Source organism: Actinomadura sp. ATCC 39365 (assembly GCF_054392275.1).
In genome coordinates, this window is sequence record NZ_CP184335.1 from 897,972 (window position 1) to 922,410 (window position 24,439).

General features: G+C 69.0%; 27 protein-coding genes and 1 pseudogene. 17 read left to right on the top strand and 11 right to left on the bottom strand.

Annotated features, from left to right (window positions below; genetic code table 11):
* Positions 1-28 precede the first annotated feature (28 nt).
* Positions 29-583 (bottom strand): aminoacyl-tRNA deacylase, encoded by a 555-nt coding sequence (locus ACNF49_RS04840; RefSeq protein ID WP_482942922.1) that lies wholly within the window; start codon positions 581-583, stop codon positions 29-31.
* A gap of 100 nt (positions 584-683) precedes the next feature.
* Between ACNF49_RS04840 and ACNF49_RS04845 the strand changes: the two genes are divergently transcribed.
* Entirely contained in the window at positions 684-2,108 is a 1,425-nt protein-coding gene (locus ACNF49_RS04845) for a CCA tRNA nucleotidyltransferase (protein WP_357974010.1), read from the top strand.
* Here the strand turns inward: ACNF49_RS04845 and ACNF49_RS04850 are convergent.
* Positions 2,088-3,377 (bottom strand): MFS transporter, encoded by a 1,290-nt coding sequence (locus ACNF49_RS04850; protein WP_482942923.1) that lies wholly within the window; start codon positions 3,375-3,377, stop codon positions 2,088-2,090. The two genes, ACNF49_RS04845 and ACNF49_RS04850, sit on opposite strands and share 21 nt — an antisense overlap.
* On the opposite strand from ACNF49_RS04850, the pseudogene idi reads away from it, so the two are divergent.
* Positions 3,371-3,919: pseudogene (gene idi, locus ACNF49_RS04855) on the top strand (isopentenyl-diphosphate Delta-isomerase); the annotation flags it as partial. The gene ACNF49_RS04850 and the pseudogene idi sit on opposite strands and share 7 nt — an antisense overlap.
* Here idi and ACNF49_RS04860 read toward each other — a convergent pair.
* From ACNF49_RS04860 to ACNF49_RS04870, 3 genes are read right to left on the bottom strand one after another with little or no spacing between them, the layout of a single operon-like run.
* Positions 3,835-4,098, bottom strand: coding sequence for a hypothetical protein (locus ACNF49_RS04860; RefSeq protein ID WP_482942924.1), 264 nt, complete (start codon positions 4,096-4,098; stop codon positions 3,835-3,837). The pseudogene idi and the gene ACNF49_RS04860 overlap by 85 nt on opposite strands.
* Positions 4,082-5,161, bottom strand: a complete 1,080-nt coding sequence (locus ACNF49_RS04865; protein ID WP_357974001.1) for an inositol-3-phosphate synthase — start codon at positions 5,159-5,161, stop codon at positions 4,082-4,084. Before ACNF49_RS04865 ends, ACNF49_RS04860 begins: the two co-directional genes overlap by 17 nt.
* 13 nt (positions 5,162-5,174) lie before the next feature.
* Positions 5,175-5,759: a PadR family transcriptional regulator gene (locus ACNF49_RS04870; protein ID WP_125640646.1), complete on the bottom strand. Its 585-nt coding sequence runs from the start codon at positions 5,757-5,759 to the stop codon at positions 5,175-5,177.
* A 133-nt stretch (positions 5,760-5,892) separates the two neighbouring features.
* Between ACNF49_RS04870 and ACNF49_RS04875 the strand changes: the two genes are divergently transcribed.
* The 4 genes from ACNF49_RS04875 to ACNF49_RS04890 all read left to right on the top strand — a co-directional run bounded on the left by ACNF49_RS04875 (position 5,893) and on the right by ACNF49_RS04890 (position 11,353).
* Positions 5,893-6,279, top strand: a complete 387-nt coding sequence (locus tag ACNF49_RS04875) for a DUF5318 family protein (protein ID WP_352322948.1) — start codon at positions 5,893-5,895, stop codon at positions 6,277-6,279.
* Positions 6,280-6,510: 231 nt separating this feature from the next.
* Positions 6,511-8,979 (top strand): transglycosylase domain-containing protein, encoded by a 2,469-nt coding sequence (locus tag ACNF49_RS04880; protein WP_482942926.1) that lies wholly within the window; start codon positions 6,511-6,513, stop codon positions 8,977-8,979.
* A complete protein-coding gene (locus tag ACNF49_RS04885; RefSeq protein ID WP_482942927.1) occupies positions 8,976-10,292 on the top strand; it encodes a glycosyltransferase family 87 protein in 1,317 nt (438 codons plus the stop codon). Before ACNF49_RS04880 ends, ACNF49_RS04885 begins: the two co-directional genes overlap by 4 nt.
* Entirely contained in the window at positions 10,289-11,353 is a 1,065-nt protein-coding gene (locus ACNF49_RS04890; RefSeq protein ID WP_357973991.1) for a mannosyltransferase family protein, read from the top strand. Before ACNF49_RS04885 ends, ACNF49_RS04890 begins: the two co-directional genes overlap by 4 nt.
* A 75-nt stretch (positions 11,354-11,428) precedes the next feature.
* Here the strand turns inward: ACNF49_RS04890 and ACNF49_RS04895 are convergent, their stop codons facing one another.
* Positions 11,429-12,172, bottom strand: a complete 744-nt coding sequence (locus ACNF49_RS04895) for a deoxyribonuclease IV (RefSeq protein ID WP_482942928.1) — start codon at positions 12,170-12,172, stop codon at positions 11,429-11,431.
* Between the two features lie 76 nt (positions 12,173-12,248).
* Between ACNF49_RS04895 and ACNF49_RS04900 the strand changes: the two genes are divergently transcribed.
* Positions 12,249-12,428 carry a hypothetical protein gene (locus ACNF49_RS04900; RefSeq protein WP_357973985.1) on the top strand — a complete coding sequence of 60 codons (180 nt, stop codon included), beginning with the start codon at positions 12,249-12,251 and terminating at the stop codon, positions 12,426-12,428.
* A 58-nt stretch (positions 12,429-12,486) separates the two neighbouring features.
* Here the strand turns inward: ACNF49_RS04900 and ACNF49_RS04905 are convergent, their stop codons facing one another.
* Complete coding sequence (locus ACNF49_RS04905) at positions 12,487-12,804, bottom strand: hypothetical protein (RefSeq protein ID WP_357973982.1); 318 nt, start codon at positions 12,802-12,804, stop codon at positions 12,487-12,489.
* 192 nt (positions 12,805-12,996) lie between these two features.
* Between ACNF49_RS04905 and rpsF the strand changes: the two genes are divergently transcribed.
* From rpsF to ACNF49_RS04940, 7 genes are all read left to right on the top strand, one after another.
* The gene (rpsF, locus tag ACNF49_RS04910) at positions 12,997-13,287 is read left to right on the top strand and encodes a 30S ribosomal protein S6 (protein WP_026214314.1); all 291 of its coding nucleotides are present in this window, start codon (positions 12,997-12,999) and stop codon (positions 13,285-13,287) included.
* Positions 13,288-13,434: 147 nt separating this feature from the next.
* Positions 13,435-13,998 carry a single-stranded DNA-binding protein gene (locus ACNF49_RS04915; protein ID WP_357973979.1) on the top strand — a complete coding sequence of 188 codons (564 nt, stop codon included), beginning with the start codon at positions 13,435-13,437 and terminating at the stop codon, positions 13,996-13,998.
* Between the two features lie 63 nt (positions 13,999-14,061).
* The gene (rpsR, locus tag ACNF49_RS04920; protein ID WP_020543048.1) at positions 14,062-14,298 is read left to right on the top strand and encodes a 30S ribosomal protein S18; all 237 of its coding nucleotides are present in this window, start codon (positions 14,062-14,064) and stop codon (positions 14,296-14,298) included.
* Between the two features lie 14 nt (positions 14,299-14,312).
* Positions 14,313-14,759, top strand: a complete 447-nt coding sequence (gene rplI / locus ACNF49_RS04925) for a 50S ribosomal protein L9 (protein WP_352322940.1) — start codon at positions 14,313-14,315, stop codon at positions 14,757-14,759.
* Positions 14,760-14,992: 233 nt separating this feature from the next.
* Complete coding sequence (locus ACNF49_RS04930) at positions 14,993-15,871, top strand: ABC transporter substrate-binding protein (RefSeq protein WP_482942930.1); 879 nt, start codon at positions 14,993-14,995, stop codon at positions 15,869-15,871.
* A 17-nt stretch (positions 15,872-15,888) separates the two neighbouring features.
* Positions 15,889-16,728, top strand: coding sequence for an amino acid ABC transporter permease (locus ACNF49_RS04935; protein ID WP_482942931.1), 840 nt, complete (start codon positions 15,889-15,891; stop codon positions 16,726-16,728).
* On the top strand, positions 16,725-17,468 hold the full coding sequence (locus ACNF49_RS04940) for an amino acid ABC transporter ATP-binding protein (RefSeq protein WP_482942932.1): 744 nt from the start codon (positions 16,725-16,727) through the stop codon (positions 17,466-17,468). The genes ACNF49_RS04935 and ACNF49_RS04940 overlap by 4 nt, the downstream gene beginning before the upstream one ends.
* On the opposite strand, the gene ACNF49_RS04945 is transcribed toward ACNF49_RS04940, so the two are convergent.
* The gene (locus ACNF49_RS04945; protein WP_357973967.1) at positions 17,465-18,934 is read right to left on the bottom strand and encodes an APC family permease; all 1,470 of its coding nucleotides are present in this window, start codon (positions 18,932-18,934) and stop codon (positions 17,465-17,467) included. The genes ACNF49_RS04940 and ACNF49_RS04945 overlap by 4 nt on opposite strands.
* 122 nt (positions 18,935-19,056) lie before the next feature.
* Positions 19,057-20,358 (bottom strand): MATE family efflux transporter, encoded by a 1,302-nt coding sequence (locus ACNF49_RS04950; RefSeq protein ID WP_482942933.1) that lies wholly within the window; start codon positions 20,356-20,358, stop codon positions 19,057-19,059.
* Positions 20,359-20,642: 284 nt separating this feature from the next.
* On the opposite strand from ACNF49_RS04950, the gene dnaB reads away from it, so the two are divergent.
* Both dnaB and ACNF49_RS04960 read left to right on the top strand, forming a co-directional pair.
* Positions 20,643-21,998 (top strand): replicative DNA helicase, encoded by a 1,356-nt coding sequence (gene dnaB / locus ACNF49_RS04955; RefSeq protein WP_482942934.1) that lies wholly within the window; start codon positions 20,643-20,645, stop codon positions 21,996-21,998.
* A 104-nt stretch (positions 21,999-22,102) separates the two neighbouring features.
* Positions 22,103-22,558, top strand: coding sequence for a universal stress protein (locus ACNF49_RS04960; RefSeq protein ID WP_357973958.1), 456 nt, complete (start codon positions 22,103-22,105; stop codon positions 22,556-22,558).
* Here the strand turns inward: ACNF49_RS04960 and soxR are convergent.
* Together soxR and ACNF49_RS04970 are read right to left on the bottom strand one after the other, a co-directional pair.
* The gene (gene soxR / locus ACNF49_RS04965) at positions 22,524-23,030 is read right to left on the bottom strand and encodes a redox-sensitive transcriptional activator SoxR (protein ID WP_482942935.1); all 507 of its coding nucleotides are present in this window, start codon (positions 23,028-23,030) and stop codon (positions 22,524-22,526) included. The genes ACNF49_RS04960 and soxR overlap by 35 nt on opposite strands.
* Positions 23,031-23,039: 9 nt before the next feature.
* Positions 23,040-23,471 (bottom strand): Lrp/AsnC family transcriptional regulator, encoded by a 432-nt coding sequence (locus ACNF49_RS04970; RefSeq protein WP_357973954.1) that lies wholly within the window; start codon positions 23,469-23,471, stop codon positions 23,040-23,042.
* Between the two features lie 56 nt (positions 23,472-23,527).
* Here ACNF49_RS04970 and ACNF49_RS04975 point away from each other — a divergent pair, with 56 nt between their 5' ends.
* Positions 23,528-24,439: an SMP-30/gluconolactonase/LRE family protein gene (locus ACNF49_RS04975; protein ID WP_482942936.1), complete on the top strand. Its 912-nt coding sequence runs from the start codon at positions 23,528-23,530 to the stop codon at positions 24,437-24,439.

Genomic DNA, 24,439 nt, shown 5'->3' on the forward strand with positions numbered 1-24,439 from the left:
GACGGCGCACGCCCGCAATGGTACGGGTTCAGTGCCGCGGCGCGACCGCCTCGCGTGTTCCCCGTGGTCGGGGCGTACGCAGGTCGACGGTCTTGCCGGTGAGGAGGTTCAGCAGGTCGAGCGCACGAAGACAGAGTGCGGTGTGCCGTTCGCCGGTGGCCGTGAAGACCGCCATGTCGTCGGCGACGAGCCGGTCGTCGATGAGCACCGGCAGCGACTCCGGCAGCAGCAGCGGGCAGACGAGCCCGTCGGTGTAGTCGGTGGCCGAGTTGACCAGGAAGGCCGGGGCCGGCCGCACCTGGCGGGCGCCCAGCAGGCCCCCGACGACGCCGGGCTGGGGCGGGGCCGCCGCGGTGGACACGACGGCGACGACGACCTCGCTGCCGATCCTGGTGGCGACGTCGAACACGGTGACCACGACGCACCGCCCGGGCTCCGCGGAGACCGTCTCCGGCAGTTCCTCCGCGCAAGTCATGGGGCGCGGAAGGCGTACGATCTCATGATGGACCTGGTGTGCGAGGAGCCAGCGGTGGATCGCGAGGGCGTCCTTCATGAAGTCCTCCTCCGTCTCGCCCTGTTCCATGGCCCCCGACGGTCCCCAGACCGAAGGTAACCCGGACCTGATGTGGCTCGGGGGATATGTTCCGGAATCGAAGGACCGACAGGGTTTGTCCGACTCAACAATGACCGAAAGCCAGCAGCGGGCGATGCACGACCTGTTCCGCAAGATCGCACCGGTGGCCGACGAGCTCGGCCGCCTGTTCGCCGACCACGGCCACGAGCTGGCCCTCGTCGGCGGGCCCGTGCGCGACATCCTGCTGGGCCGCGTCGGCAACGACCTCGACCTGACCACCGACGCCAACCCCCACAGGGTGCTCGACGTCGTCAGGGACTGGGCCGACTCCGTGTGGACGATCGGCATCGACTTCGGCACCGTCGGCCTGCGCAAGGGCAACTGGCTGATCGAGATCACCACGTACCGGAGCGAGTCCTACGACCCCAAGTCGCGCAAGCCCGAGGTCGCCTACGGCGAGACGCTGGAGGCCGACCTGGAGCGGCGCGACTTCGCGGTCAACGCGATGGCGGTGCGCCTGCCCGGCCACGAGTTCGTCGACCCCTACGGCGGCCTCGACGACCTGCGCGCCAAGCGGCTGCGCACGCCCGGCACCCCCGAGCGTTCGTTCGCCGACGACCCGCTGCGCATGCTCAGGGCCGCCCGGTTCGCCTCCCAGCTCGGCTTCGGCGTCGACCGGGCCGCCCTGGCGGCGATGACCGCGATGGCCGAGCGCATCGAGATCGTCTCGGCCGAGCGCATCCGCGACGAGCTCGACAAGCTGCTCTGCGGCGCCAACCCGCGCGAGGGCCTGCGCCTGCTGGTGGAGACGGGCCTGGCCGCGCACGTGCTGCCCGAGCTGCCCAAGCTGCGCCTGGAGATCGACGAGCACCACCGGCACAAAGACGTCTACGAGCACAGCCTGACCGTCCTCGACCAGGCCATCGCCCAGGAGGAGGACGGCAAGCCCGACCGGATCCTGCGCTGGGCCGCGATCATGCACGACATCGGCAAGCCCAAGACCCGGCGCCACGAGGCCGGCGGGCGGGTGTCGTTCCACCACCACGAGGTCGTCGGCGCGCAGATGACCAAGAAGCGCATGACCGAGCTGAGGTTCCCCAAGGACGTCGTGGCCGACGTCTCCCAGCTGGTCGAGCTCCACCTGCGCTTCCACGGCTACGGCACGGGGGAGTGGACCGACAGCGCCGTGCGCCGCTACGTGCGCGACGCCGGCCACCTGCTCGGCCGCCTGCACAAGCTGACCAGGGCCGACTGCACCACCCGCAACAAGCGCAAGGCGGCGGCGCTGTCGCGCACCTACGACCAGCTCGAAGAGCGCATCGCCCGGCTCGCCGAGGAGGAGGAGCTGGCCAAGATGCGGCCCGAGCTCGACGGCAACGAGATCCAGGCCGTCCTCGGCGTGGGCCCTGGGCCCGTGGTGGGCCAGGCGTACAAGTTCCTGCTCGACCTCAGGCTGGACAAGGGCGTGCTCGGCAAGGAGGCGGCCACCCAGGCGCTGCTCGACTGGGCGAGGTCACACGGCCTGGGAGCGTGACGACGACGTCGTGACCATCCGGTAGGCCAGCCCCGCGAGGGGGTAGCCGACCGTGATGATCACGACGGCCAGGTACGACTTGCCGTTGGGCGGCAGGATCGCGGCAGAGAGCGCGGCGGCCAGCACGTACATGCCGTTGAAGAGCATGTCGTAGAGCGAGAAGGCGCGGCCGAGGTAGGCGTCCTCGACGTCGCGCTGGACGGTCGTGTCGGCGCAGATCTTGACGCTCTGCCCGGCCACGCCCAGCACGAAGCCGGCGATCGGCAGCCCCCACGTCTGGAACGGCAGGACGAGCGCGCCCGCCAGCACGCCGGCCGACGACAGCGCGATGACCACCCAGGGGCCGATCCCGAACCGCTCGGTCGCGTACGGGGTGATGATCACCGCGAGGAAGTAGCCGAAGCCGGAGGCGGCCACCACCAGGCCGATGCCGCGCAGGGCGGCGTCGGGATCGCCGTCGGTGAAGTAGTAGCGGTACAGGATGATGCCGAGGGCGGTGGCCATGCCGTACAGGAAGCGGTGGGCGGCCATCGCGCCCATGGTCGCGGCGGCGTCGCGGCGATGCGCCAGGTGGCGGGCGCCGTCGACCAGGCCCGCGACCACGTTGCGCAGGGCCTCGCGGGCCTGGGGTTGATCGGGGTCGTAGGACGGCCCGAGCAGCGCGCGGTCCATCGTGCGGGCGACCAGGGCGCTCAGCCCGAACATCACGCCGGACACGACCAGCAGCAGCCCGATGCCCCGGTCGCTGTCGCCGAACACCTCGCGCAGCAGGAACCCGACGCCCACGCCGACGAACGTGACCACGGTGCCGCAGGTCGGCGTCACCGCGTTGGCCGCCATCAGCCGGTCGGACGGCACCACGTGCGGCAGCGAGGCGCCGAGCGCGGCCAGGAAGAACCGGTTGACCCCGAGCACGCCGAGCGCGGCCGCATAGAAGACGGGGTCGGGCACGTCGGAGGCGACCAGCGCCGCCGCGACCAGCAGCAGCCCACCGCGCACGAACGGCGCGACGACCAGGATCTGCCGCCGCGACCACCGGTCGATGAACACCCCGACGAACGGCCCGAGCACGCTGTACGGCAGGAACAGCACGGCCAGGCCGGCGGCCACCGCCAGGGCGGTCGTCTGCTTCTCCGGGCTGAAGAAGGCGAAGTTCGTGACGCCGAACTGGAAGATCCCGTCGGAGAACTGGGAGACCAGCCGCGTGCTGAACAGCCGTCGGAAGTCACGGCCCTGGAGGACGACGCGGAGATCGGCGACGAATGACACCCCGTCAGCCTAGCCGGGCGCACCGCGGCATAGGATGCGCCGGAGGTGGCCGGGCGGGTTCCGAAGGCGCACGACGATCTCGTACGCTTCAAAGCGTGACCACTGAGGAACACGTTGTGCTGGTCGACCGCGAGGGGCACGCGCTCGGCACCGCGCCCAAGACGTCGGTGCACGGCCGGGAGACCCCGCTCCATCTAGCCTTCTCCAGCTACGTCTTCGACCCCGAAGGCCGCGTGCTGCTCACCAGGCGGGCCAGCCACAAGATCACCTGGCCCGGCGTCTGGACCAACAGCTGCTGCGGCCACCCGCTGCCGGGCGAGCCGCTCGGCCGGGCGGTCATCCGCAGGCTCTCCTACGAGCTGGGCCTGCACGCCGGCGGCGCCGATCTCATGCTGCCCGGCTTCTCCTACCGCGCCGTCATGGGCAACGGCATCGTCGAGCACGAGCTGTGCCCGGTCTACCGCGTCACGGTCGACGCCCCGGTGGCGCCCAACCCCGACGAGGTGGGGGAGGTGCGCTGGATGCCGTGGAAGGAGTTCGCCGAGGGCGTGCGCAGCGGCCTGCTGGCGATCTCGCCGTGGTGCAGGGAGCAGGTGCCGCTGCTCAGCGAGCTGGGCGCCGACCCGATGACCTGGCGTCCGGCCCCCGACGACGAACTGCCCCCGCCGCGCGCGGCTGAGCCGCGGCCGCGAGGGGCCCACAGGTCAGCGCTCGACCTCACCCTTGATGAACTTCTCGACGTACTCGCGGGCCTCGTCGTCGGAGTACTGCTCCGGCGGCGACTTCATGAAGTACGACGACGCCGACAGGATCGGGCCGCCGATGCCCCGGTCGAGGGCGATCTTGGCCGCGCGCACGGCGTCGATGATGATGCCGGCCGAGTTGGGGGAGTCCCAGACCTCCAGCTTGTACTCCAGGTTCAGCGGGGTGTCGCCGAACGAGCGGCCCTCCAGGCGCACGTACGCCCACTTGCGGTCGTCGAGCCACGGCACGTGGTCCGACGGGCCGATGTGCACGTCGGCCTTGCCCATCTCGTGCGGGATCTGCGAGGTGACCGACTGCGTCTTGGAGATCTTCTTCGACTGGAGCCGGCTGCGCTCCAGCATGTTCATGAAGTCCATGTTGCCGCCGAAGTTGAGCTGGTACGTGCGCAGCAGCTCGACACCGCGGTCCTCGAACAGCTTGGCCAGCACGCGGTGCGTGATGGTGGCGCCGACCTGCGACTTGATGTCGTCGCCGACGATCGGCACCCCGGCCTCGGTGAACTTCTCGGCCCACTCGGGGTCGGAGGCGATGAAGACCGGCAGCGCGTTGACGAACGCCACCTTGGCGTCGATGGCGCACTGCGCGTAGAAGCGGTCGGCCTCCTCCGAGCCCACCGGCAGGTACGACACCAGCACGTCGACCTGGTTGTCGCGGAGCACCTTGACCACGTCGACGGGTTCCTCGTCGGACTCCTCGATGATCTCGCGGTAGAACTCGCCCAGACCGTCGAAGGTGTGGCCGCGCAGCACGGTCACCCCGGTCGGCGGCACATCCGTGATCTTCACGGTGTTGTTCTCGCTGGCGACGATCGCCTCGGAAAGGTCGCGGCCGACCTTCTTGGCGTCCACGTCGAAGGCGGCGACGAACTCGACGTCACCCACGTGGTACTCACCGAACTTCACGTGCATCAGGCCCGGCACTCGCGCGGCCGGGTCCGCATCCTTGTAGTAGTGGACGCCCTGGACCAGCGAAGACGCGCAGTTGCCGACACCGACAATGGCCACGCGAACCGAACCCATCGCACTCGCTCCCTTACTCATCAGTTGACGTGGTATCTCTCTCGGGCCCTTCCGAGGCCCGCCGCTCCGTGGCGATCAGCTCGTTCAGCCAACGCACCTCGCGTTCGACCGACTCGAGCCCATGGCGCTGCAGCTCGAGCGTGTAGCTGTCGAGCCGCTCCCTGGTACGGGCCAGCGCCGTGCGCACGCTGTCGAGGCGCTCCTCCAGGCGGCTGCGGCGGCCTTCGAGGATGCGCAGGCGCACCTCGGCCTCCGTGTGCCTGAAGAAGGCGAAGTGCACACCGAAGCTCTCGTCCTCCCAGGCTGACGGGCCGGCCTGGGTCAGCAGCTCCTGGAGGCGTTCCTTGCCCTCCGCGGTGAGCTTGTAGACGATTTTCGACCGGCCGCCGACCATCGTGGCGGGAGCGGGCTGCTCCTCCACGATGAGGCCCTGGGCCAGTAGTGATCGCAGACAGGGGTACAGCGATCCATAGGAGAACGCACGGAACATGCCCAACAGGGCGTTGAGCCGTTTGCGCAGCTCATAGCCGTGTAGCGGCTGTTCGTGCAGCGACCCGAGCACGGCTAGCTCCAGAACTCTGCCTTGTCCGCTGGCCACTGGAACCGCCCCCTCTCGCGTCGATGTATCGAGTCGATACATCCAGAGGATACGTCGATTCGCTATAAAGCCGCAATCAAAGGATTTGCCAAGCCGTTGGGATGATTCGGTAAAACGCCGTAGTCTGGCGCTCATGTGGTCACAGCGGAGGGTGGTGGACTACGGCCTCGCCAAGCGGGCAGCGGTCCGTTCCCTGGAGGTGGGCCGTGCCTCGCGCGGGGACCTCTGTGACGCACAGCCGTACCTCCTTCGCGCGGCCCGCGTGTTCGGCGAACCGACCGAACGTCTCTGCCCGGTGTGCGAGAGGGAGAACGTCACCAACGTGACCTATGTCTTCGGCGATTCGCTGGGACGGCATGCCGGTCAGGCAAAGGCCACGTCAGAGCTTGTCGAAATGGCCCATGATTACGATGAGTTCCGGGTGTACGTCGTCGAGGTCTGCCAAGGTTGTTCCTGGAACCACCTGACGGTCTCGTTCGTCCTCGGCAACGGACCGCCAGACCTCGTCGGCCAACCGTGAACACCGAGGGCGGCGAGTCACCTCACGCCCATACGCCGTTTTTATCCGACGACGATGCGAGGACGTGTGAGTAACAGCATGAATGAGGGGACGGCCCGCCCGGGAAGGCGCCGTCGCTCCAACTCATCCCGTTCTGTGCCCCCAGGTTCTCCTCCCCAAACCGGCGATTCCGATTGGGGTGCCTCGCAGCAGCAGCGTCGTCCTGAAGCCGCGTACGAGCAGACGGGTGCGATGTCCGCGCAGCCGTACGGCGACCCCGCCTCCGGACCGCAGCCCCAGAACGGGGCGCCCCAGGGGCGCGAGGAGCCGACGCCGCGCAGCCGCTCCCGGGCGCGACAGGACACGCGGTCGATGAGCAACCAGGAGACGATGGTCAGCGACGCGCCGCCCAGGCGCTCGCGCAGGGCGAGCGGGCAGGGCGAGCCGCCCGAGCCGCCCGGCCCGCCGGGCAGGAAGCGCAGCGGCTGGCGCCGGTTCGTGCCGAGCTGGAAGATCGTCGTGGCCAGCGTGGTCGTGCTGGCGGCCGGCATCTTCGGCATGATCATGGTCGCGTACAACCTCACGCCGGTGCCCGAGGGCACGCAGGCGTCGGCGGTGGCGCAGCAGAGCACGCTCTACTACCGCAACGGCAAGGTCCTCGCCAAGCTCGGCGTGCCCCGGCAGACCGTCACCATCGACAAGATGGCGGAAACGGTCAAGGACGCCACGGTCGCCATCGAGAACAAGACGTTCTACGAGGACTCCGGCGTCTCCATCTCGGGCATGGCCCGTTCGGTGTGGATGACCGCGACCGGCCAGCAGCTCCAGGGCGCCTCGACCATCACCCAGCAGATGGCCCGCGGCTACTACGACGGCCTCAGCCAGGAGGTCTCCGTCAAGCGCAAGCTCAAGGAGATCTTCGTCGCGGTCAAGCTCAACCAGACGCTGAGCAAGGAAGACATCCTCGCCCGCTACCTCAACACCGTGAACTTCGGCCTCGCATACGGTGTCGAGGCCGCCTCGCAGGCGTACTTCGGCAAGAGCGTGCACGCCAAGGACCTGACCCCCGAGCAGGGCGCCTACCTGGCCGCCCGCATCCAGCGCCCGAGCTGGGGCCCCGACGACCCCGGCCTGCGCGAACGGTGGAGCACGACCATCAAGTACATGGCCGAGCAGTGGCCCCAGAAGTACGGCGACCTGCCGGCGAAGGCCAAGTTCCCCAAGGTCTACAAGGGCGAGATCAAGGAAGTCTACGCGGGCCTGCGCGGCTACATGATCACGCAGGTGCTGGAGGAGCTGAAGCAGCGCAAGCTCACCCCTGACATGGTCAGGAGCGGCGGCTACCAGATCACCTCGACCTTCGACGAGAAGCTCATGAAGGCCGCCAAGACGGCGGTCGAGGCCACGACGGCGAACATGTCGAAGGAGTTCCACGCCGGTCTGGCCGCCGTCGACCCGCGGAACGGCCGAGTCCTGGCCTTCTACGGCGGCTCGAACTTCATCACCGACCCGTTCAACGAGCCCTTCGACGCCGAGAAGCAGGCCGCGTCCGCGTTCAAGCCGTACGTGCTGGCGGCCTGGCTGCAGGCCGGCTACTCGCTCAAGAGCTACGTGCCGGGCAACCAGACCGTGCCGAAGGTCATCCCCGGCCAGCAGGACGGCGGCTTCCGCAACAGCCACAACGTCGGCCAGGCCGTCGACGTGGTCAAGGCCACGGCCGAGTCGGTCAACACCGCGTACGTGTCGATGGCGTACAAGCTGCCCGGGAAGCTCGACGAGGTGAAGGAGCTCGTGGAGAACGCCGGGTTCGACAAGGGGCGCATGGACCAGGACGTCAAGGACCACCAGTTCCAGTTCGCCATCGGCAGCGCCCTGGTGACGCCGGTCGAGCAGGCCGCCGGGTACTCGATCTTCGCCAACGGCGGCAAGTACACCAAGTACCACGTGGTCCAGGACGTCAAGCTCAACGGCCAGGTCGTCTACCCCGAGCAGCGGACCTCGTCCAGGGTCATCGACGCGGAGGTGGCCGCCGACGCGACGACCGCCATGCAGGAGGTGCTGAGGAGCGGCACCGCCCGTGGCCAGGGGCTCGGCAACCGGCCCGCGGCCGGCAAGACCGGCACCAACAACAACGAGAAGGAAGCCTGGTTCGTCGGTTACACGCCGCAGATCTCCACTGCTGTGGGGTTCTACCGCGAGCAGTGCGTGACCAAGACACGCAAGGTCGTTCAGCCCCGGCACTCCAACTGTCCCGTCGTCCCCAACGAGAAGAAGCCGAGCAAGAAGTACGGCCCGAACAACCCGTACACCACGGCCGTGGAGGCCCCGCTCGGCTTCGAGGGCGCCGGCCCGCCCACCGCGACCTGGCGGCGCTTCATGCTCGCCGCGCACGAGGGCAAGCCGATCGAGCAGTTCCCGCAGAAGGCCGACATCGGCCTGCCGGAGAACATCGTGGAGCGCCCGACGCCGACGCCGACGCCGACCGCCACGAACCCGTTCGACGACGGCGGGGACAACCCCTTCGACGACGGCAGCGAGCAGAACTGCCTGGTCGCGCCGTGCAACGACGACAGCGGTGACGTCACCGACGACTCGCAGGGCGACACCGGCATCCCCGAGGCCGACGACCACGGCATCCTGAGCGGCGGCGGAGGCGGCAAGGTGCCCGACTCCCGGCCGACGGGAACCTCGCAGATGAGCGCCCGACACGAGGAGTGGTGACCACGACCGAGGCACGCGTCCCGCTGGCGGCGCGTGCCGTGCCGTACCTGCCCCTGGGGCTGATCGCTGCTCTGGGGGCCGTGCTCGGCTACGTCGTGCGGCTGCCGTGCCGGACCGGCGGATGGAACGACCAGGTCCAGACGTACACGAACTTCTGTTACACCGACATCTACCCGCTGTACTTCGACCGGCAGCTGGCGACCCAGAACCCGTACTTCGCCGACGTGCCGTTCGACAAGCAGGTCGAGTACCCCGTGGTGCTCGGCGAGGTGATGCAGGTCATCGCCTGGATCTCGCGGAAGCTGGAGCTCGACCAGGTCGCGCAGGCCGTCCGGTTCTACGACCTGACGGTCCTGCTGCTCGGCATCTGCCTGGTGGCCGGCGTCCTGCTGATGGCGGCGGTGGCCGGGCCCACCCGCCGGTGGGACGCCTTGTGGTACGCGATCTCGCCCGCCGTGATCCTGGCCGCGTACATCAACTGGGACCTGGTCGCCGGCGCGCTGTCGATGGGCATGCTGCTGGCCTGGGCGCGCAGGCGGCAGGTGCTCGCGGGCGTGCTGCTCGGGCTGGCGATCGCGACCAAGTTCTACCCGCTGATGTTCCTCGGCGCGCTGTTCCTGCTCACGCTGCGGACCGCGCGCTGGCGGCCGTTCCTGGTGACGCTGGGGTCGGCCGCGGCGGCCTGGCTCGTGGTGAACGTGCCCTTCATGGTCTTCGCCTGGGACGGCTGGCGCCGGTTCTACGTCTTCTCCCAGGAACGCGGCATCGACTGGGGCTCGCCGTGGCTGTTCTTCCAGCGCAAGGGCTGGGGGGTCCTGGGCGAGGCCGACGTCAGCACGCTCGGCATGGTGACGCTCGCCGTGCTCTGCCTGGGCATCGCCGTGCTCGCGCTCACCGCGCCGCGCCGGCCCCGGCTGGCGCAGCTCTGCTTCCTCGCCCTGGCCGCGTTCATGATGACGAACAAGGTGTGGTCGCCGCAGTTCGTGTTGTGGCTGGTGCCGTTCGCGGTGCTGGCCAGGCCCAGGTGGAAGCCGCTGGCGTTGTGGCAGCTCGCCGAGGTCTGGTACTTCGCGGCGATCTGGCTCTACCTGCTCGCCCAGTCCCCGCTCAGCAGGGACGACCTGGGCATCGGGGACGACACCTACTTCACCGCCGTCTGGGGACGGGTCATCACCATCGGCATCATGATGGCGTTCGTCGTCCGTGACATCCTGCGTCCTGAACGGGACGTGGTGCGCCAGGCCGGCGTCGACGACCAGGCAGGCGGGGTGTTCGACGACGCCCCCGACCGGTTCGTGCTGAAGACAAGATGATCACCCGCTCGGCCGCTCGGGACGCGCTGCTGCTGTGGCTCGGATCGCGGGCCGGGCTCCTGCTGTCGACGCTGCTCGGCCTGACCCTGGCCGAGTACGCCGGCAAGTGGCGTCAATGGGACGCCGGCCTGTTCGTCACGATCGCCCAGTACGGGTACGACGGCGAACCGGGCAAACCACGCGACGACGGCCTGCCCGCGTTCTTCCCCGGCCTGCCGGTCGTGCTGCGGGCGCTGCATCTCGTGGTGCCCGACTGGGCGATCTGCGGATTGCTGATCTCGCTGGCCGCCGGGGCGGTGGCGATGGTCGCGCTGGCCAGGCTGGCCGAGTTCGAGGGCGCGACCGGCTGGATGGCGGTGCTGGCGCTGCTGCTGTTCCCGATGGCCGTGTTCCTGTCGGCGGGCTACAGCGAGTCGCTGTTCCTGGCCTTCGCGATCCCCGCGTGGCTGGCCGCCCGGCTCGGACGCTGGCCGCAGGCCGTCCTGCTGGCGGCGGGGGCGTCGTGCGTGCGGATCACCGGCTTGTTCCTGGCGGTCGCGCTGGTGGTGGAGTTCGTCAGGAGCAGGGAGTCGTGGCGGCGGGCCGGATGGCTGGCGGTGCCGTTCCTTCCGCTGGCGGCGTACTCCTTCTACCACTACCGGCGGTCGGGCGACTGGCTGGCGTGGAAGCACGCCCAGGAGGCCGGCTGGGGACGCGACTTCGTCTGGCCCTGGGAGGCATGGCGCACGACGTGGAACTCGGCCATGGGCACCGACGACTTCGCGGTGGCCTTCCGCATGGAGATCGCCGGGGCCGTGCTGGCGGTGGGCGTGCTGGTGTGGCTGCTGGCGCTGCGCAGGTGGAGCGAGGCCGTCTACTGCGGGTTGCAGGCGGCGGCGCTGATGACCTCGGCGTACTACCTGTCGATCCCGCGCTCGCTGTTGTTGTGGTTCCCGCTGTGGATCCTGGTCGCCAAGGTGGCGACCAGGAAGCCCTGGGTGATCGTGCTGTACGCGATGATCTGCGGGCCGCTCATGTACCTGAACGCGGCCCGCTTCCTCACGGGCGCCTGGGCGGGCTGAAGTCTCTACCCGTTTCTTCGCCTCGGTAATCCAGGGAAGTTATCCACAGGCTGTGTGTTTTCGGTCGGGAGACGTTCAGAGGTTCTTGCGCAGGAACGCGATGTCGTCGGCCTGGCCCTCGCCCGGCGTCTCCACCACGACCGGGGCGCCCGCCGCGCGGCAGACCGCCAGGATCAGCTCGGGGTCGATCTTCCCCTGGCCCAGGTTGGCGTGCCGGTCGGCGCCGGAGTCGAAGTCGTCGCGCGAGTCGTTGCAGTGGACGAGGTCGATGCGACCGGTGATCGCCTTGACCCGCTCGACCAGGTCGACCAGCTCCTCGCCGCCCGCGTGCGCGTGACAGGTGTCGAGACAGAAGCCCACGTCGAAGCCGTCGAGCGCGTCCCACAGACGGGCGATGCGCTCCAGCCTGCGGGCCATGGCGTTGCCGCCGCCCGCGGTGTTCTCGATGAGCACGGGGATCGGGCACTCCATGCGCTCGAACACCTTGCGCCAGTTGTCGAAGCCCACCTGCGGGTCGTCGCTCTTGTTGACGTGGCCGCCGTGCACGACCAGGCCCTTGGCGCCGAGCCCCGCGGCCGCCTTGAGGTGCTGTTCGAGCAGCTTGCGGCTGGGGATCCTGATGCGATTGTTCGTCGTGGCGACGTTGATCAGGTAGGGGGCGTGGATGTAGACGTCGACGCCCTCGACCGGCTTGTCCGGCAGCACCGGTTTGGCGTAGCCCTGCGGGTCGCCGAGGAAGAACTGCACGACCTCCGCCCCGACCCGTTCGGCGTGAGCGGCGGGGTCGTCCTGGTCGACGTGAGCTCCGATACGCACCATGTCAAGGAGCTTATCCGTTTGGCGGAACCGCCTCCGGGAAGACGCCCGGCACCCCCTACCCCCGAGGAGAGCGCACATGACACGCTGGCGGCTGCGGGCGCTGATCTTATTGGTCTACGTGATCGTCGGAATCTACGTCGCCTGGATCTACGACTACATCACCCCGGGTCTCCTCCGGGACGTCGCCGAGGCTCTGCTCGCGGTGTTCCTCTGGTTCCTGGTGCTGCTCGGCATCGACCTGCACATCGGCAGGTGAGTCACATATACCCGACGGCCCCGGCGTCACCGGGGCCGTTCGCCGTGTGCGGGGCCCGTCAAGGGTGGGGCAGGAAGCCGCCGTGGGCGATGCCGAGCACGGCCCCCACGAACGAGGCCACCAGGCCCACGATGTTGACCGAGCGCTGCGGCGTGGTCACCGAGATGTACTGCGAGTAGAGGCCGGTCCCGAAACCGAGCGTGCCGATCCAGGACGAGATCACGTGGGCGGCGGGGAAGAACGCGGCGACGAATGCCACGAGCCCGCACACCAGTGTCGCGACCGCCAGGCCGTTCTCCACCGGGTGAGAGCGTCCGTCGGTGTTGAGCGTGAGCTTGAACCGCTCCCTCTCTGAGGGATGAAGCACATGTGGCACAGCCGCCACCCCCTTGGGTTTCCTACAGGCCTTCCCACCTACTCGTGGCTGGTAACCTGGGCAGCGCTGCGTTGTGATGGGTGACCCATCGCCCCGGGGCGCCGAAATGGGGCGCCGCGGCCTGACGTCAGCGTCCTCCTGTCACGGCAGAGTGTCGTGACCGCAAAAGTCCAGAGGAGGTTGGAGTCCCGCATGCGTCGTTACGAAGTAATGGTCATTCTGGACCCTTCGCTCGATGAGCGCACTGTCGCGCCGTCCCTCGACCAGTTCCTCACCGTGGTCCGCAACGACGGCGGCACCGTGGAGAAGGTCGACGTCTGGGGCCGTCGCCGTCTCGCCTACGACATCGACAAGAAGTCGGAAGGCATCTACGCCGTCATCGACCTGTCCGCGGAGCCCGCGACGGTCAAGGAGCTCGACCGCCAGATGAACCTCAACGAGGGCATCCTGCGCACCAAGGTCCTGCGCCCGGACGTGCACTAGCCACAAGAAAGCCGCGAAGCGGGCCGCCCCTCCGGGAGGCGGCTCAACGAGCGGTTTCTTGTTGACGACCACCGGCTTTTTGTCGGAGAGCACCCGTACTCTGAGCCGTAACCCAAGCGAAGGCGTGCAGGAAGGCGAGCGCTAGCCATGGCAGCAGGCGACACCGTAATCACCATCGTCGGCAACCTTGTCGACGACCCGGAGCTGCGCTTCACCCCGACGGGTCAAGCGGTGGCTCGATTCCGCATCGCGTCCACTCCGCGGTTCATGGATCGCCAGACCAACGAGTGGAAGGATGGCGAAAGCCTCTTCCTGACCTGCAACGTGTGGCGGCAGGCGGCTGAGAACGCCGCCGAGAGCCTCCAGCGCGGCATGCGGGTCATCGTGCAGGGGCGGCTCAAGCAACGGTCTTACGAGACCAAGGAAGGCGAGAAGCGCACGGTCTATGAGGTCGAGGTCGACGAGGTCGGCCCGTCCCTGCGCAACGCCACGGCCAAGGTCAACCGCACCACCCGTCAGGGTGGCGGCGGTGGCGGCGGCTTCGGCGGCGGTCCCGCCGACGACCCGTGGGCCTCTGCCTCGCCCGCCCCGCCCCAGGGCGGCGGCTACCAGGGCGGCGGCGGTGGCGGCGGCTTCGGTGGTGGCGGCGGCGGCAACCAGGGCGGCGGCTTCGGTGGCGGCAACGACTTCAGCGACGAACCGCCTTTCTAACACCTGTCCACAAGCCCGAGTCCATTCCCGCCCGAAAAGCGGGGCTCTGAGAGGAGCACCACGATGGCTAAGCCGGCACTGCGCAAGCCCAAGAAGAAGGTTTGCCTGTTCTGCCACGACAAGATCTCATATGTCGACTACAAGGACACGGCGCTGCTGCGGAAGTTCATCTCCGACCGCGGCAAGATCCGTGCGCGCCGGGTGACGGGCAACTGCACCCAGCACCAGCGCGACGTGGCGACCGCGATCAAGAACGCCCGTGAGGTGGCTCTGCTGCCTTACACGAGCACCGCGCGCTAAGGAGGTCTGTCGACATGAAGCTCATCCTCACCAACGAGGTCTCCGGCCTCGGCGCCCCTGGCGACGTCGTCGAGGTCAAGGACGGCTACGGCCGTAACTACCTCATCCCGCGCGGCTACGCCATGCGCTGGACGCGTGGCGCCGAGCGCCAGATCGAGACCATCAAGAAGGCTCGCGACGCTCGCGAGATCCGCGACCTCGGCACCGCCAAGGAGGTCGCCGGCCAGCTCGGCGCCCTGCGCGTGCGGCTGTCCACCCGCGCGGGCGAGTCGGGCCGGCTGTTCGGCTCGATCACCACGGGCGACATCGCCGACGCCGTCAAGGCCGCCGGCGGCCCGATCCTCGACCGCCGTCGCATCGAGATCCGCAACCCGATCAAGAGCGTCGGGTCGCACAAGATCACCGTCAAGCTCCACCCCGAGGTGTCGGCGTCCGTCGACGTCGACGTCGTGGCCGGCTGACGAGCGCTGATCAAGCCCCCTCCGCCAGGAGGGGGCTTTTTCGCGTTCCGGGCCCGTTGCCCGGTCTCGCGTGGTTGTGGCCGGTTCGGGGGCCGGGGCGCCTTCACGGCTGTGCCGCCGCGACGCGTTCCCCCGCGGCACCGGCTGGCCTGGTGACCTGCGCACTTGATTCCTGATGGGGCCGCGTAGAATGCCTGCGTTCTTTGTGTGTGTTTCCCCCTGGAGGCTCTGCCATGGCCCGTTCCACGATGCTGCTCGCGATCGGTGTGCTCGCGGTAGGGGCCGTCGCATGTGCCCCGGCCGACCAACCGGCCCCCACGGCGACCGGTGCCGCGGCGACCGGCTCCGCGGCGGCCGACGCCTGCGCCAAGGACCAGCTCAAGCTCGTCAACGGCGGCAAGCTGACCGTCGGCACCGACAAGCCGGCCTACGAGCCGTGGTTCAAGAACGACGACCCGAGCAACGGCCAGGGGTTCGAGAGCGCGGTGGCGTTCGCGGTGGCCGGTGAGCTCGGCTTCGACCGGACCGAGGTGGAGTGGAGCACGGTCAAGTTCGACTCCGCGTTCGCGCCCGGGGCCAAGCAGTTCGACTTCGACGTCAACCAGGTCTCGATCAACCCCGACCGCGCCAAGGCGGTCGACTTCAGCAAGGGCTACTACACGGTCAAGCAGGCCGTCGTGGCGATCAAGGGCAGCAAGTTCGCCGAGGCCAAGAGCGTGGCCGAGCTCAAGGACGCCAAGTTCGGCGTCCAGGTGGGCACGACGTCGCTGGCCGGCGTGAAGGACGTCGTCAAGCCGTCCGCCGAGCCCAACGTCTACAACGACCAGGTCGACGCCGTGAACGCGCTGAAGAACAAGCAGGTGGACGCGATCGTCGTCGACCTGCCCACCGCGTTCTACGTGACGGCCGCCCAGGTGGAGAACTCCAAGATCGTCGGCCAGTTCAGCTCGACGGGCGGCACCCCGGAGGAGTTCGGGCTGGTCATGGAGAAGGGCAGTGCGCTCAAGCCCTGCGTCGACAAGGCCGTCGACTCACTGAAGTCGAAGGGTGAGCTGGCGAAGATCGAGCAGGAGTGGCTGGGCTCGGCGGCGGGCGCGCCCGAACTGTCGTGAGCCCGACCAGTAAGCCCGTGAGCGAGCACGTCCCCTCGCAACGGCAGCTTGAGCGCGAGCGTGTCCGCAGGTCGCGGGCGCGCCGCTCGGCCTCGATCGCGACGGCCTCGACGATCGTGTTCATCGTCCTGGTCGCCGTCCTGGTCACGAACTCGCCCGGCTGGCCCCGGGTCCGGGAGGCGTTCTTCGCGCCCGAGTGGTTCGTCGCCGCGTTGCCCAAGGTGCTGGAAGGGTTCCTGCTCAACATCAAGATGTTCCTGATCGCCGAGCCGCTGATCCTGATCGTCGGGCTGCTGGTGGCGTTGGCCAGGGGCATCACCGCGCCCGCGTTCTTCCCGATCAGGGCCCTGGCCACGCTGTACACCGACGTCTTCCGCGGCGTGCCGACGATCCTGGTCATCTACCTCGTCGGGTTCGGGCTGCCCGCACTGCGGTTGCAGGGCATCCCGACCGACCTGGCGACGCTGGGCGTGATCGCGCTGACGCTGTCGTACGGCGCGTACGTGGCCGAGGTGTTCCGCTCCGGCATCGAGTCGGTGCATCCGAGCCAGATCGCCGCCGCCCGCTCGCTGGGACTGAGCCACTTCAAGGCCATGCGGTTCGTGGTGCTCCCGCAGGCCACCCGCCGGGTCGTGCCGCCGCTGCTCAACGACTTCGTCTCGCTGCAGAAGGACACCGCGCTGGTGGCCACCATCGGGCCGCTGGAGGCGCTCAGGCAGGCCCAGATCATCGCCACGAGCAAGTTCAACTACACCCCCTACCTGGTCGCCTCGCTGGTGTTCATCCTGCTCACGATCCCGATGGCCAGGTTCACCGACCACCTGGCCGCCCGTACGCGCAGGAGGCGTGGCGCATGAGCCTGCTGACCATCGAAGGGGTGTGGAAGAACTTCCACGGCCACAGCGTGCTGCGCGGCATCGACCTGGAGGTGCGCGCGCACGAGGTCGTCAGCCTGATCGGCGCGTCCGGGTCGGGCAAGTCCACCCTCCTGCGCTGCGTGAACCTGCTGGAGACCGTGGACGACGGCGCCATCCACCTCGACGGCCAGGAGATCACCGACCCCCGCGTGGACGTCGACGACGTGCGCAAGCGGCTCGGCATCGTGTTCCAGGCGTTCAACCTGTTCCCGCACATGAGCGTGCTCGACAACATCACGCTCGCGCCCCGGCGGGTGCTCAGGGCGTCCAAGGAACAGGCCGAGGAGCAGGCGCACGAGCTGCTGACCAGATTCGGGCTGGCGGCCAAGGCCGGCGCGTACCCCGACCAGCTCTCGGGCGGGCAGCAGCAGCGGGTGGCGGTCATCCGGGCGCTGGCCATGCAGCCGCGGCTGATGTTGCTGGACGAGGTCACCTCGGCGCTCGACCCCCAGCTGGTGGTGGAGGTGCTGGGGATCATCAAGGAGCTCAAGGAGACGGGCATGACGATGATCCTCACGACCCACGAGATGAGCTTCTGCCGCGACATCTCCGACACCGTATGCTTCCTCGACGGCGGGGTGCTGGTGGAGAAGGGCCCGCCGGAGAAGATCTTCGCCTCGCCGGAGCAGCCGCGGACCAGGGAGTTCCTGCGCAGCGTGCTCGAATCCGGACGCCTCTAGCGGCGGTGGCGGCCCCGGCCGGGTTCGACCGGGGCCTCCCGCGGGGTGGCGAGCAGGCTGTGGCGGCGGCCGTACAGAAGGTAGACCAGCAGGCCGAAGGCCATCCACAGGACGAACCACGCCCAGGTGAGCAGCCGCAGGTTGAGCATCAGCCACAGCGTGGCGACCAGCGAGAGAGCGGGCAGCAGCGGCGAGAGCGGCACGCGGAAGCCGCGTTCCAGGTGCGGCATGCGCCGCCGCATCACGATCACCCCCGCCGCCACGAACAGGAACGCGAACAATGTCCCGATGACGACCAGTTCCTGCATGGTGAGCACCGGGACGAACTCGGCCAGCACGATCGCGACGAACCCGATCACCAGCGTCACCCGCGACGGGGTGTGGTACTTGCGGCTGACCGTGGCCAGGCCGCGCGGGATCAGCCCGTCGCGGGCCATCGAGAACAACACCCGCGTCTGACCCACGATCAGCACCAGGATCACGGTCGTCAGCCCGAGCACCGCCCCCGCGTCGATGACGTGCACCATCCAGTCCACGCCCACGGCACGGAACGCGCTGGACAGCGGTGCGTCCCCGCTGATCTTCGTGTACGAGACCATGCCCACCATGACCAGCGCGACCGCCAGATAGATGACCGTGGCGATCACCAGGCTGCGGATCATGCCCTTGGGCACGGACTTCGGCGCGTTCACGCTCTCCTCGGCCGAGGTCGCGACGATGTCGAAGCCGATGTAGGCGAACGCGATCGCCGAGGCCGCGGCGAAGACGCCGAACCAGCCGAAGGCCAGGCCGTGCCCGGCGAAGAGCTCGATGATGGTCTGCGGACGGCCGGGCAGGGTCTTGGGCTCGACGTAGAAGTCGCCGTAGTTGGCCACGTCGATGTGGGTCAGGCCCACGACGATGACCGCCCCGATGGCCAGCAGCTTGGCCGACACCATGATCCACAGCGCCCGCAGCCCCACCCGCGCGCCGAGGGCCACGATGCCCGTGAGCAGCACCAGGATGACCAGGACGAGCACGTCGTCCACGCCTTGCGGCACCCGTACGCCGAAGTCGGCGACCGCCTTGACCGCGATGGACGCCCACGCCCTGGCCACCACCGCGGCGGCGAACTGCAGCTCCAGGATCAGCGCCCAGCCGATGATCCAGGCCCAGACCTCGCCGAAGATGACGTACGTGAAGGTGTAGGCGCTGCCCGAGGTCGGCATCGTGGACGACAGCTCGGCGTAGCACAGGCAGGCGAGCAGGCACGCGATGCCGGCGATCATGAACGAGAGGATCACACCGGGACCGGCCATGGTGTGGGCCTGCTCGCCGGCGATGCTGAAGATGCCGGCGCCGATGATCACGCCGAGACCGAGAACGACGAGGTCGGCCGGGCGGTAGACCTCGGACAGGCTGTGCCGGGCGCCGGTGCGTAACCCGGTCGCCTCTGACGGTGGCAGTCGTCGAAGAATCGTGGACACGGAACACCCCGCTCAGGGAACTCGCCCACTCTGTCTCACCACTTGGACAACGGCAAGCACAGGACGATTACGGTGACCCGGCCTGCGGGCGTCCGAAGCGGTAACGCGGCTGGTCGGTTCGGCTACGCGCCGGTCACCAGCCAGGCCGTGCCGGCCGCACGCCGTCCGAGGGTGATCAACCGGGCGATCATCCACACCCCGAGCGCGCACCAGAGCGCGACCACGCCGAACCCGGCGGCCATGAACGCCGCGGGCAGGTACGCCAGCGTCGTCCACACCCCGGCCCAGGCCAGGTAGCGCTGGTCGCCCGCGCCGATGAGCACGCCGTCGAGCACGAACACCACCCCGCAGATCGGTTGGAACAGCGCGACCGGCCACAACACGGCCAGGAGCTCGCCGGTCACGGCGGGGTCGGCGCCGAACAGGCCGGGCAGCAGCGGCCTGGCCGCCACGACCGCCACGCCGAGCGCCAGGCCCGACCACAGGCCCCACTGCATCATCCGCCTGGTCGCGGCCCTGGTGGCGACAGTGTCCCCGGCACCCAGCGAGCGTCCGGTGATGGCCTGGCCGGCGATCGCGATCGCGTCCAGGGCGAAGGCCATCAGGTTCCACACCTGGCCGGCGATGGCGTACGCGGCCAGCTGGGCCTGGCCCATCCTGGTGGCGACCACCGTGCCCACGATGAGCACGATCCGCAGGCACACCGTACGGACGAGCAGGGCCAGACCGGCCGTACCGGCCTGCCGGACGCCCGCCAGGTCGGGCACGAGCGGCGTGCCGAGCCGTCGCGCGCCCCTGACCACCACGACCAGGTAGACGGCCGCGCCCAGCGTCTGGGCCAGCGTGGTGCCCCAGGCAGAACCGGCGATGCCCCAATGCAGCCCCAGCACGAACCAGGCGTTCAGCGCCGCGTTCAGCGCGAACGAGCCCACGGCCACCACCAGCGGCGTGACGGTGTCCTGGAGGCCGCGCAGCACCCCGGTTCCCGCCAGCACGACCAGCATGCCGGGCGCGCCGAGCAGGCTGATCCGCAGGTACGTCACGGCCAGCGCGGCCTGGTCGGGGCCGGCTCCGAACAGGTCCACCATGGCCGGCGCGAGCGGCCAGCCCAGGGCGATGAGCACGACGCCGATGGACAGGGCGAGCCAGATGCCGTCCACGCCGTTGCGCATGGCCCGCGCGTGGTTGCCGGCGCCGCTCTGCCGCGCCACGGACGCCGTGGTGCCGTACGCCAGGAAGACGCAGAGGTTCACCAGCGTCGCCAGGACGGCCCCCGCCACGCCCAGCGCCCCCACGGCCGTGGTGCCGAGGGCGTGGCCGACGATGGCGTAGTCGGCGAGCAGGAAGAGCGGCTCGGCGACCAGCGCGCCGAACGCCGGCAGCGCGAGCCGCAGAATCTCCCGGTCCTGGGGTGTAATGGGCATTTGTCTATTATGGCCATTACACGGCGTGTCGGGCCAACTTTCTTTCCTCCACAGTCGGTGGACACTGTTTGCCCAGGTCAGACGATGATCGGTGCATATCCGAAAGAGTTATCCCCAGGCTCGTCCACAGAGCTTTCACACCCTGGGCGCGATAGTGCACAGCTCACCCACAGCGTTGTCCACAGGCCGCGTTGCCCTCACGCGCCGAACCAGCGAAACTGTCACACCGGTCGGCTACAAGTGGGGGTGGTGCGACCGCCTGCAAGGTTGTTCGAGGGGGCGCGGTGAGCATTGACGATGAGGGCGGCGGAGGCCCCGGTTTCGAGCGCACCCCGCCACACAACATCGAGGCGGAGCAGTCGGTGCTCGGCGGCATGCTGCTGTCGAAGGACGCCATCGCCGACGTCGTCGAGATCCTGCGGTCCGACGACTTCTACCGGCCCGCCCATCAGATGGTCTACGACGTCATCACCGACCTCTACGGCCGCGGCGAGCCCGCCGACGCCGTCACCGTCTTCGACGAGCTGCAGAAACGCGGCGAGATGGCCCGGGTGGGCGGCGCCGCCTACCTCCACACGCTCACGGCGGTCGTCCCCACGGCCGCCAACGCCGGCTACTACGCCAAGATCGTGCGCGAGCAGGCGATCCTGCGCCGCCTCATCGAGGCCGGCACCCGCATCGTCTCCTTCGGCTACGGCGGCCAGAACGAAGAGGTCGACGACCTCGTCGACCGCGCCCAGGCGGAGATCTACAAGGTCACCGAGCGCCGCACGTCGGAAGACTACGCGCCGCTGGCCGACATCATGCCGGGCGCCCTCGACGAGCTGGAGGCCATCGGCAGCCGCGGCGGCCAGATGGTCGGCGTCCCGACCGGCTTCCAGGACCTCGACCAGCTCACCAACGGCCTCCACCCAGGCCAGATGATCGTCGTGGCCGCCCGCCCGGCCATCGGCAAAAGCACCCTTGGTCTGGATTTCGCACGTTCTGCGGCGATCAAGCATGGGATGACCACCGTCATCTTCTCGCTGGAGATGTCCCGCAACGAGATCACCATGCGTCTGCTGTCCGCCGAGGCCAGGGTCGCCCTGCACGCGATGCGTTCGGGCATGATGGGCGACGACGACTGGACCCGCCTCGCGCGCAGGATGAGCGAGGTCGCCGAGGCGCCGCTGTTCATCGACGACTCGCCCAACATGTCGATGATGGAGATCCGGGCCAAGTGCCGGCGGCTCAAACAGCGCAACGACCTGCGCTTCGTGGTCATCGACTACCTCCAGCTCATGAGCTCGCCGAAGAAGACCGAGAGCCGCCAGAACGAGGTCTCGGAGATCTCCCGTGCGATCAAGCTGCTGGCCAAGGAGCTGGAGGTGCCGGTCATCGCCATCTCCCAGCTCAACCGAGGCCCCGAACAGCGCACGGACAAGCGCCCCGCGGTCAGCGACCTTCGCGAATCGGGATCCATCGAGCAGGACGCCGACATGGTCATCCTGTTGCATCGCGAGGACGCCTACGAGCGGGAGTCGCCCCGGGCCGGTGAGGCCGACCTGATCGTGGCCAAGCACCGTAACGGTCCCACCGCCACGGTGACCGTGGCCTTCCAGGGGCATTACAGCCGTTTCGTGGACATGGCCCAGCACTAACCAGGTAAGCCTGGTCAAGGTGTGACAAACCAGACAGCGCGGAAGGGATGGCGATCGATCATCAGGGCGCTTTACCCGATGACTGAAGCAAAGGGGAGAACGCCATGACCATCCTGATCGCCTACGACGGCTCGGCCGACTCGCGCAGCGCCATCGAGTTCGCCGCCAAGCATCTGGCCGCCCAGCCGACCGTCGTCGTCACCGTGTGGGAGCCGCTGCTCGTACAGATCAGGAAGCACCCGATGGCGGCGGGGGCGATCTCCCCCGAGACCGAGACCGAGGGGCAGGCCCAGGCCGAGTACTACGCCAAGGAAGGCGCCGAGCTGGCCACGGCCGCCGGGCTGCCCGAGGTGAGCTACCGCGCGGTCGCCGACAACGAGTCGATCTGGAAGACGATCGTCGACGTGGCCGACGAGGTGGACGCCTCGCTCATCGTGACCGGTTCGCGTGGTCTGGCGGGGGTCAGGTCGGTGCTGCTCGGCAGCGTGTCCAACCATGTGCTGCACCACGCCCACCGGCCGACGCTCATCGTTCCGCCGGTTGCGCAGCCGAAGGCGTGACGCAGCAGACCTTGGGCGGGGACAGCCGGGTGTCCATGCGACGGGCGCCCGGTCCCTCGTCGCCGAGCCGGTCGCGGGGGTTGGCCACCGGGCACCGGTCGAGTGACAGGCAGCCGCAGCCGATGCAGTCGGTGAGGTCGTCGCGCAGCCGCTGAAGCTGCTCGATGCGGTCGTCGAGCTCGCCGCGCCAGGCGGCCGACAGCCTGGCCCAGTCCTCCCGGTTGGGGGTGCGCCCGTCGGGGAGCTCGGACAGCGCGTCCTTGATGGTCGCGAGGGGGATGCCGAGGCGTTGCGAGAGCCGGATGAAGGCGACCCTGCGCAGCGTGTCGCGGTGGTAGCGGCGCTGGTTGCCGGCCGTGCGGCGGCTGGCGATGAGCCCCTTGGTCTCGTAGAAGTGCAGCGCGGAGACGGCCACGCCGCTGCGCTCGGCGAGCTGTCCGACCGTCAGTTCTCTGCTGTTCCAGGCGACCATACCTGAAGCTTACTTGAGGCTTCGTTCGAAGAACGTCTCCAGCACGACGACCGTCTGGGTGCCGGTCACGCCGTCCACCTCGAAGATCTGGCGCAGGACGTCCTGGAGCTCCTTGGTGCTGGACGTGCGCACCTTGAGCAGCAGCGACGCGGGCCCGGCGATGACGTGGGCCTCCTCGACGGCGGGGATCCGCGCCAGCAGGCCGGCGCTGTCGCCCATCCAGCTCGCGCCGTCCACCAGCACGTAGGCGGTCACCGTGCGGCCGAGGGCGTCCTGGTCCACCTCGATGGTGGTGCGCCTGATCACGCCGCGCTCGCGCAGCTTGCGTACGCGTTCGTGCGCGGCCCCGCTGGACAGCCCCACCGCCTTGCCGAGCGCGGCGTACGACTGCGTCGCGTCCTCCAGCAGCAGCCCGACCAATGTCCTGTCGATCTCATCCACAACCGAATGCTATCTGGTGAAATGTGCCGATGGTCGAATGCCGTATGGTGACCGCCATGGACACGATCCCCACCGAGTTCGAGGTTCTGGACGAGCGTTTCGCCACGATCGGCGGCGACGACCGGATCGAACGCCTCTACACGGGCACCCGTTGGGCCGAGGGCCCGGTCTACTTCCCGGCCGGTCGCTTCCTGGTCTGGAGCGACATCCCCAACGAGCGCATGCTGCGCTGGGACGAGATGAGCGGCGCCGTCGGCCCGTTCCGGCAGCCGTCCGGCTACACCAACGGCAACACCCTCGACCGCGAGGGCCGGTTGATCTCGTGCGAGCAGGGCAACCGCCGCGTCACCCGCACCGAGACCGACGGCTCGATCACCGTCATCGCCGACCGCTGGCAGGGCAAGCGCCTCAACAGCCCCAACGACGCGGTCGTGCGCTCCGACGGCTCCGTCTGGTTCACCGACCCCCCGTACGGCATCACCAGCAACTACGAGGGCGTCGTGGCCGAGCAGGAGATCGACGGCTGCCACGTCTACCGCGCCGACCCGGTGACCGGCGAGGTGCGCGTGGTGGCCGACGACTTCGTCCGCCCCAACGGCCTGGCCTTCTCCCTCGACGAGAAGCTCCTGTACGTCGCCGACACCAGGGCCAGGCACCTGCGCGTCTTCGAGGTGCGTGAGGACGGCACGCTGTCGGGCGGCAGGGTCTTCGCCGAGGGCACCCAGGCCGACAACTTCGACGGCATGCGCCTCGACGACACCGGCCGCGTCTGGGCCGCGGCGGGCAAGGCGCTGCTCTGCTTCGACCCCGACGGCACCCTGATCGGCCGGCTCAGGCTGCCGGAGTTCACGGCGAACCTGGTGTTCGGCGGGCTGAAGAGGAATCGGCTGTTCATCGCCTCCTCCTCTTCGCTCTACTCCCTGATGACCAACGTCACCGGTGCCCGCCCGGTCTGGGCCCGCCGCTGA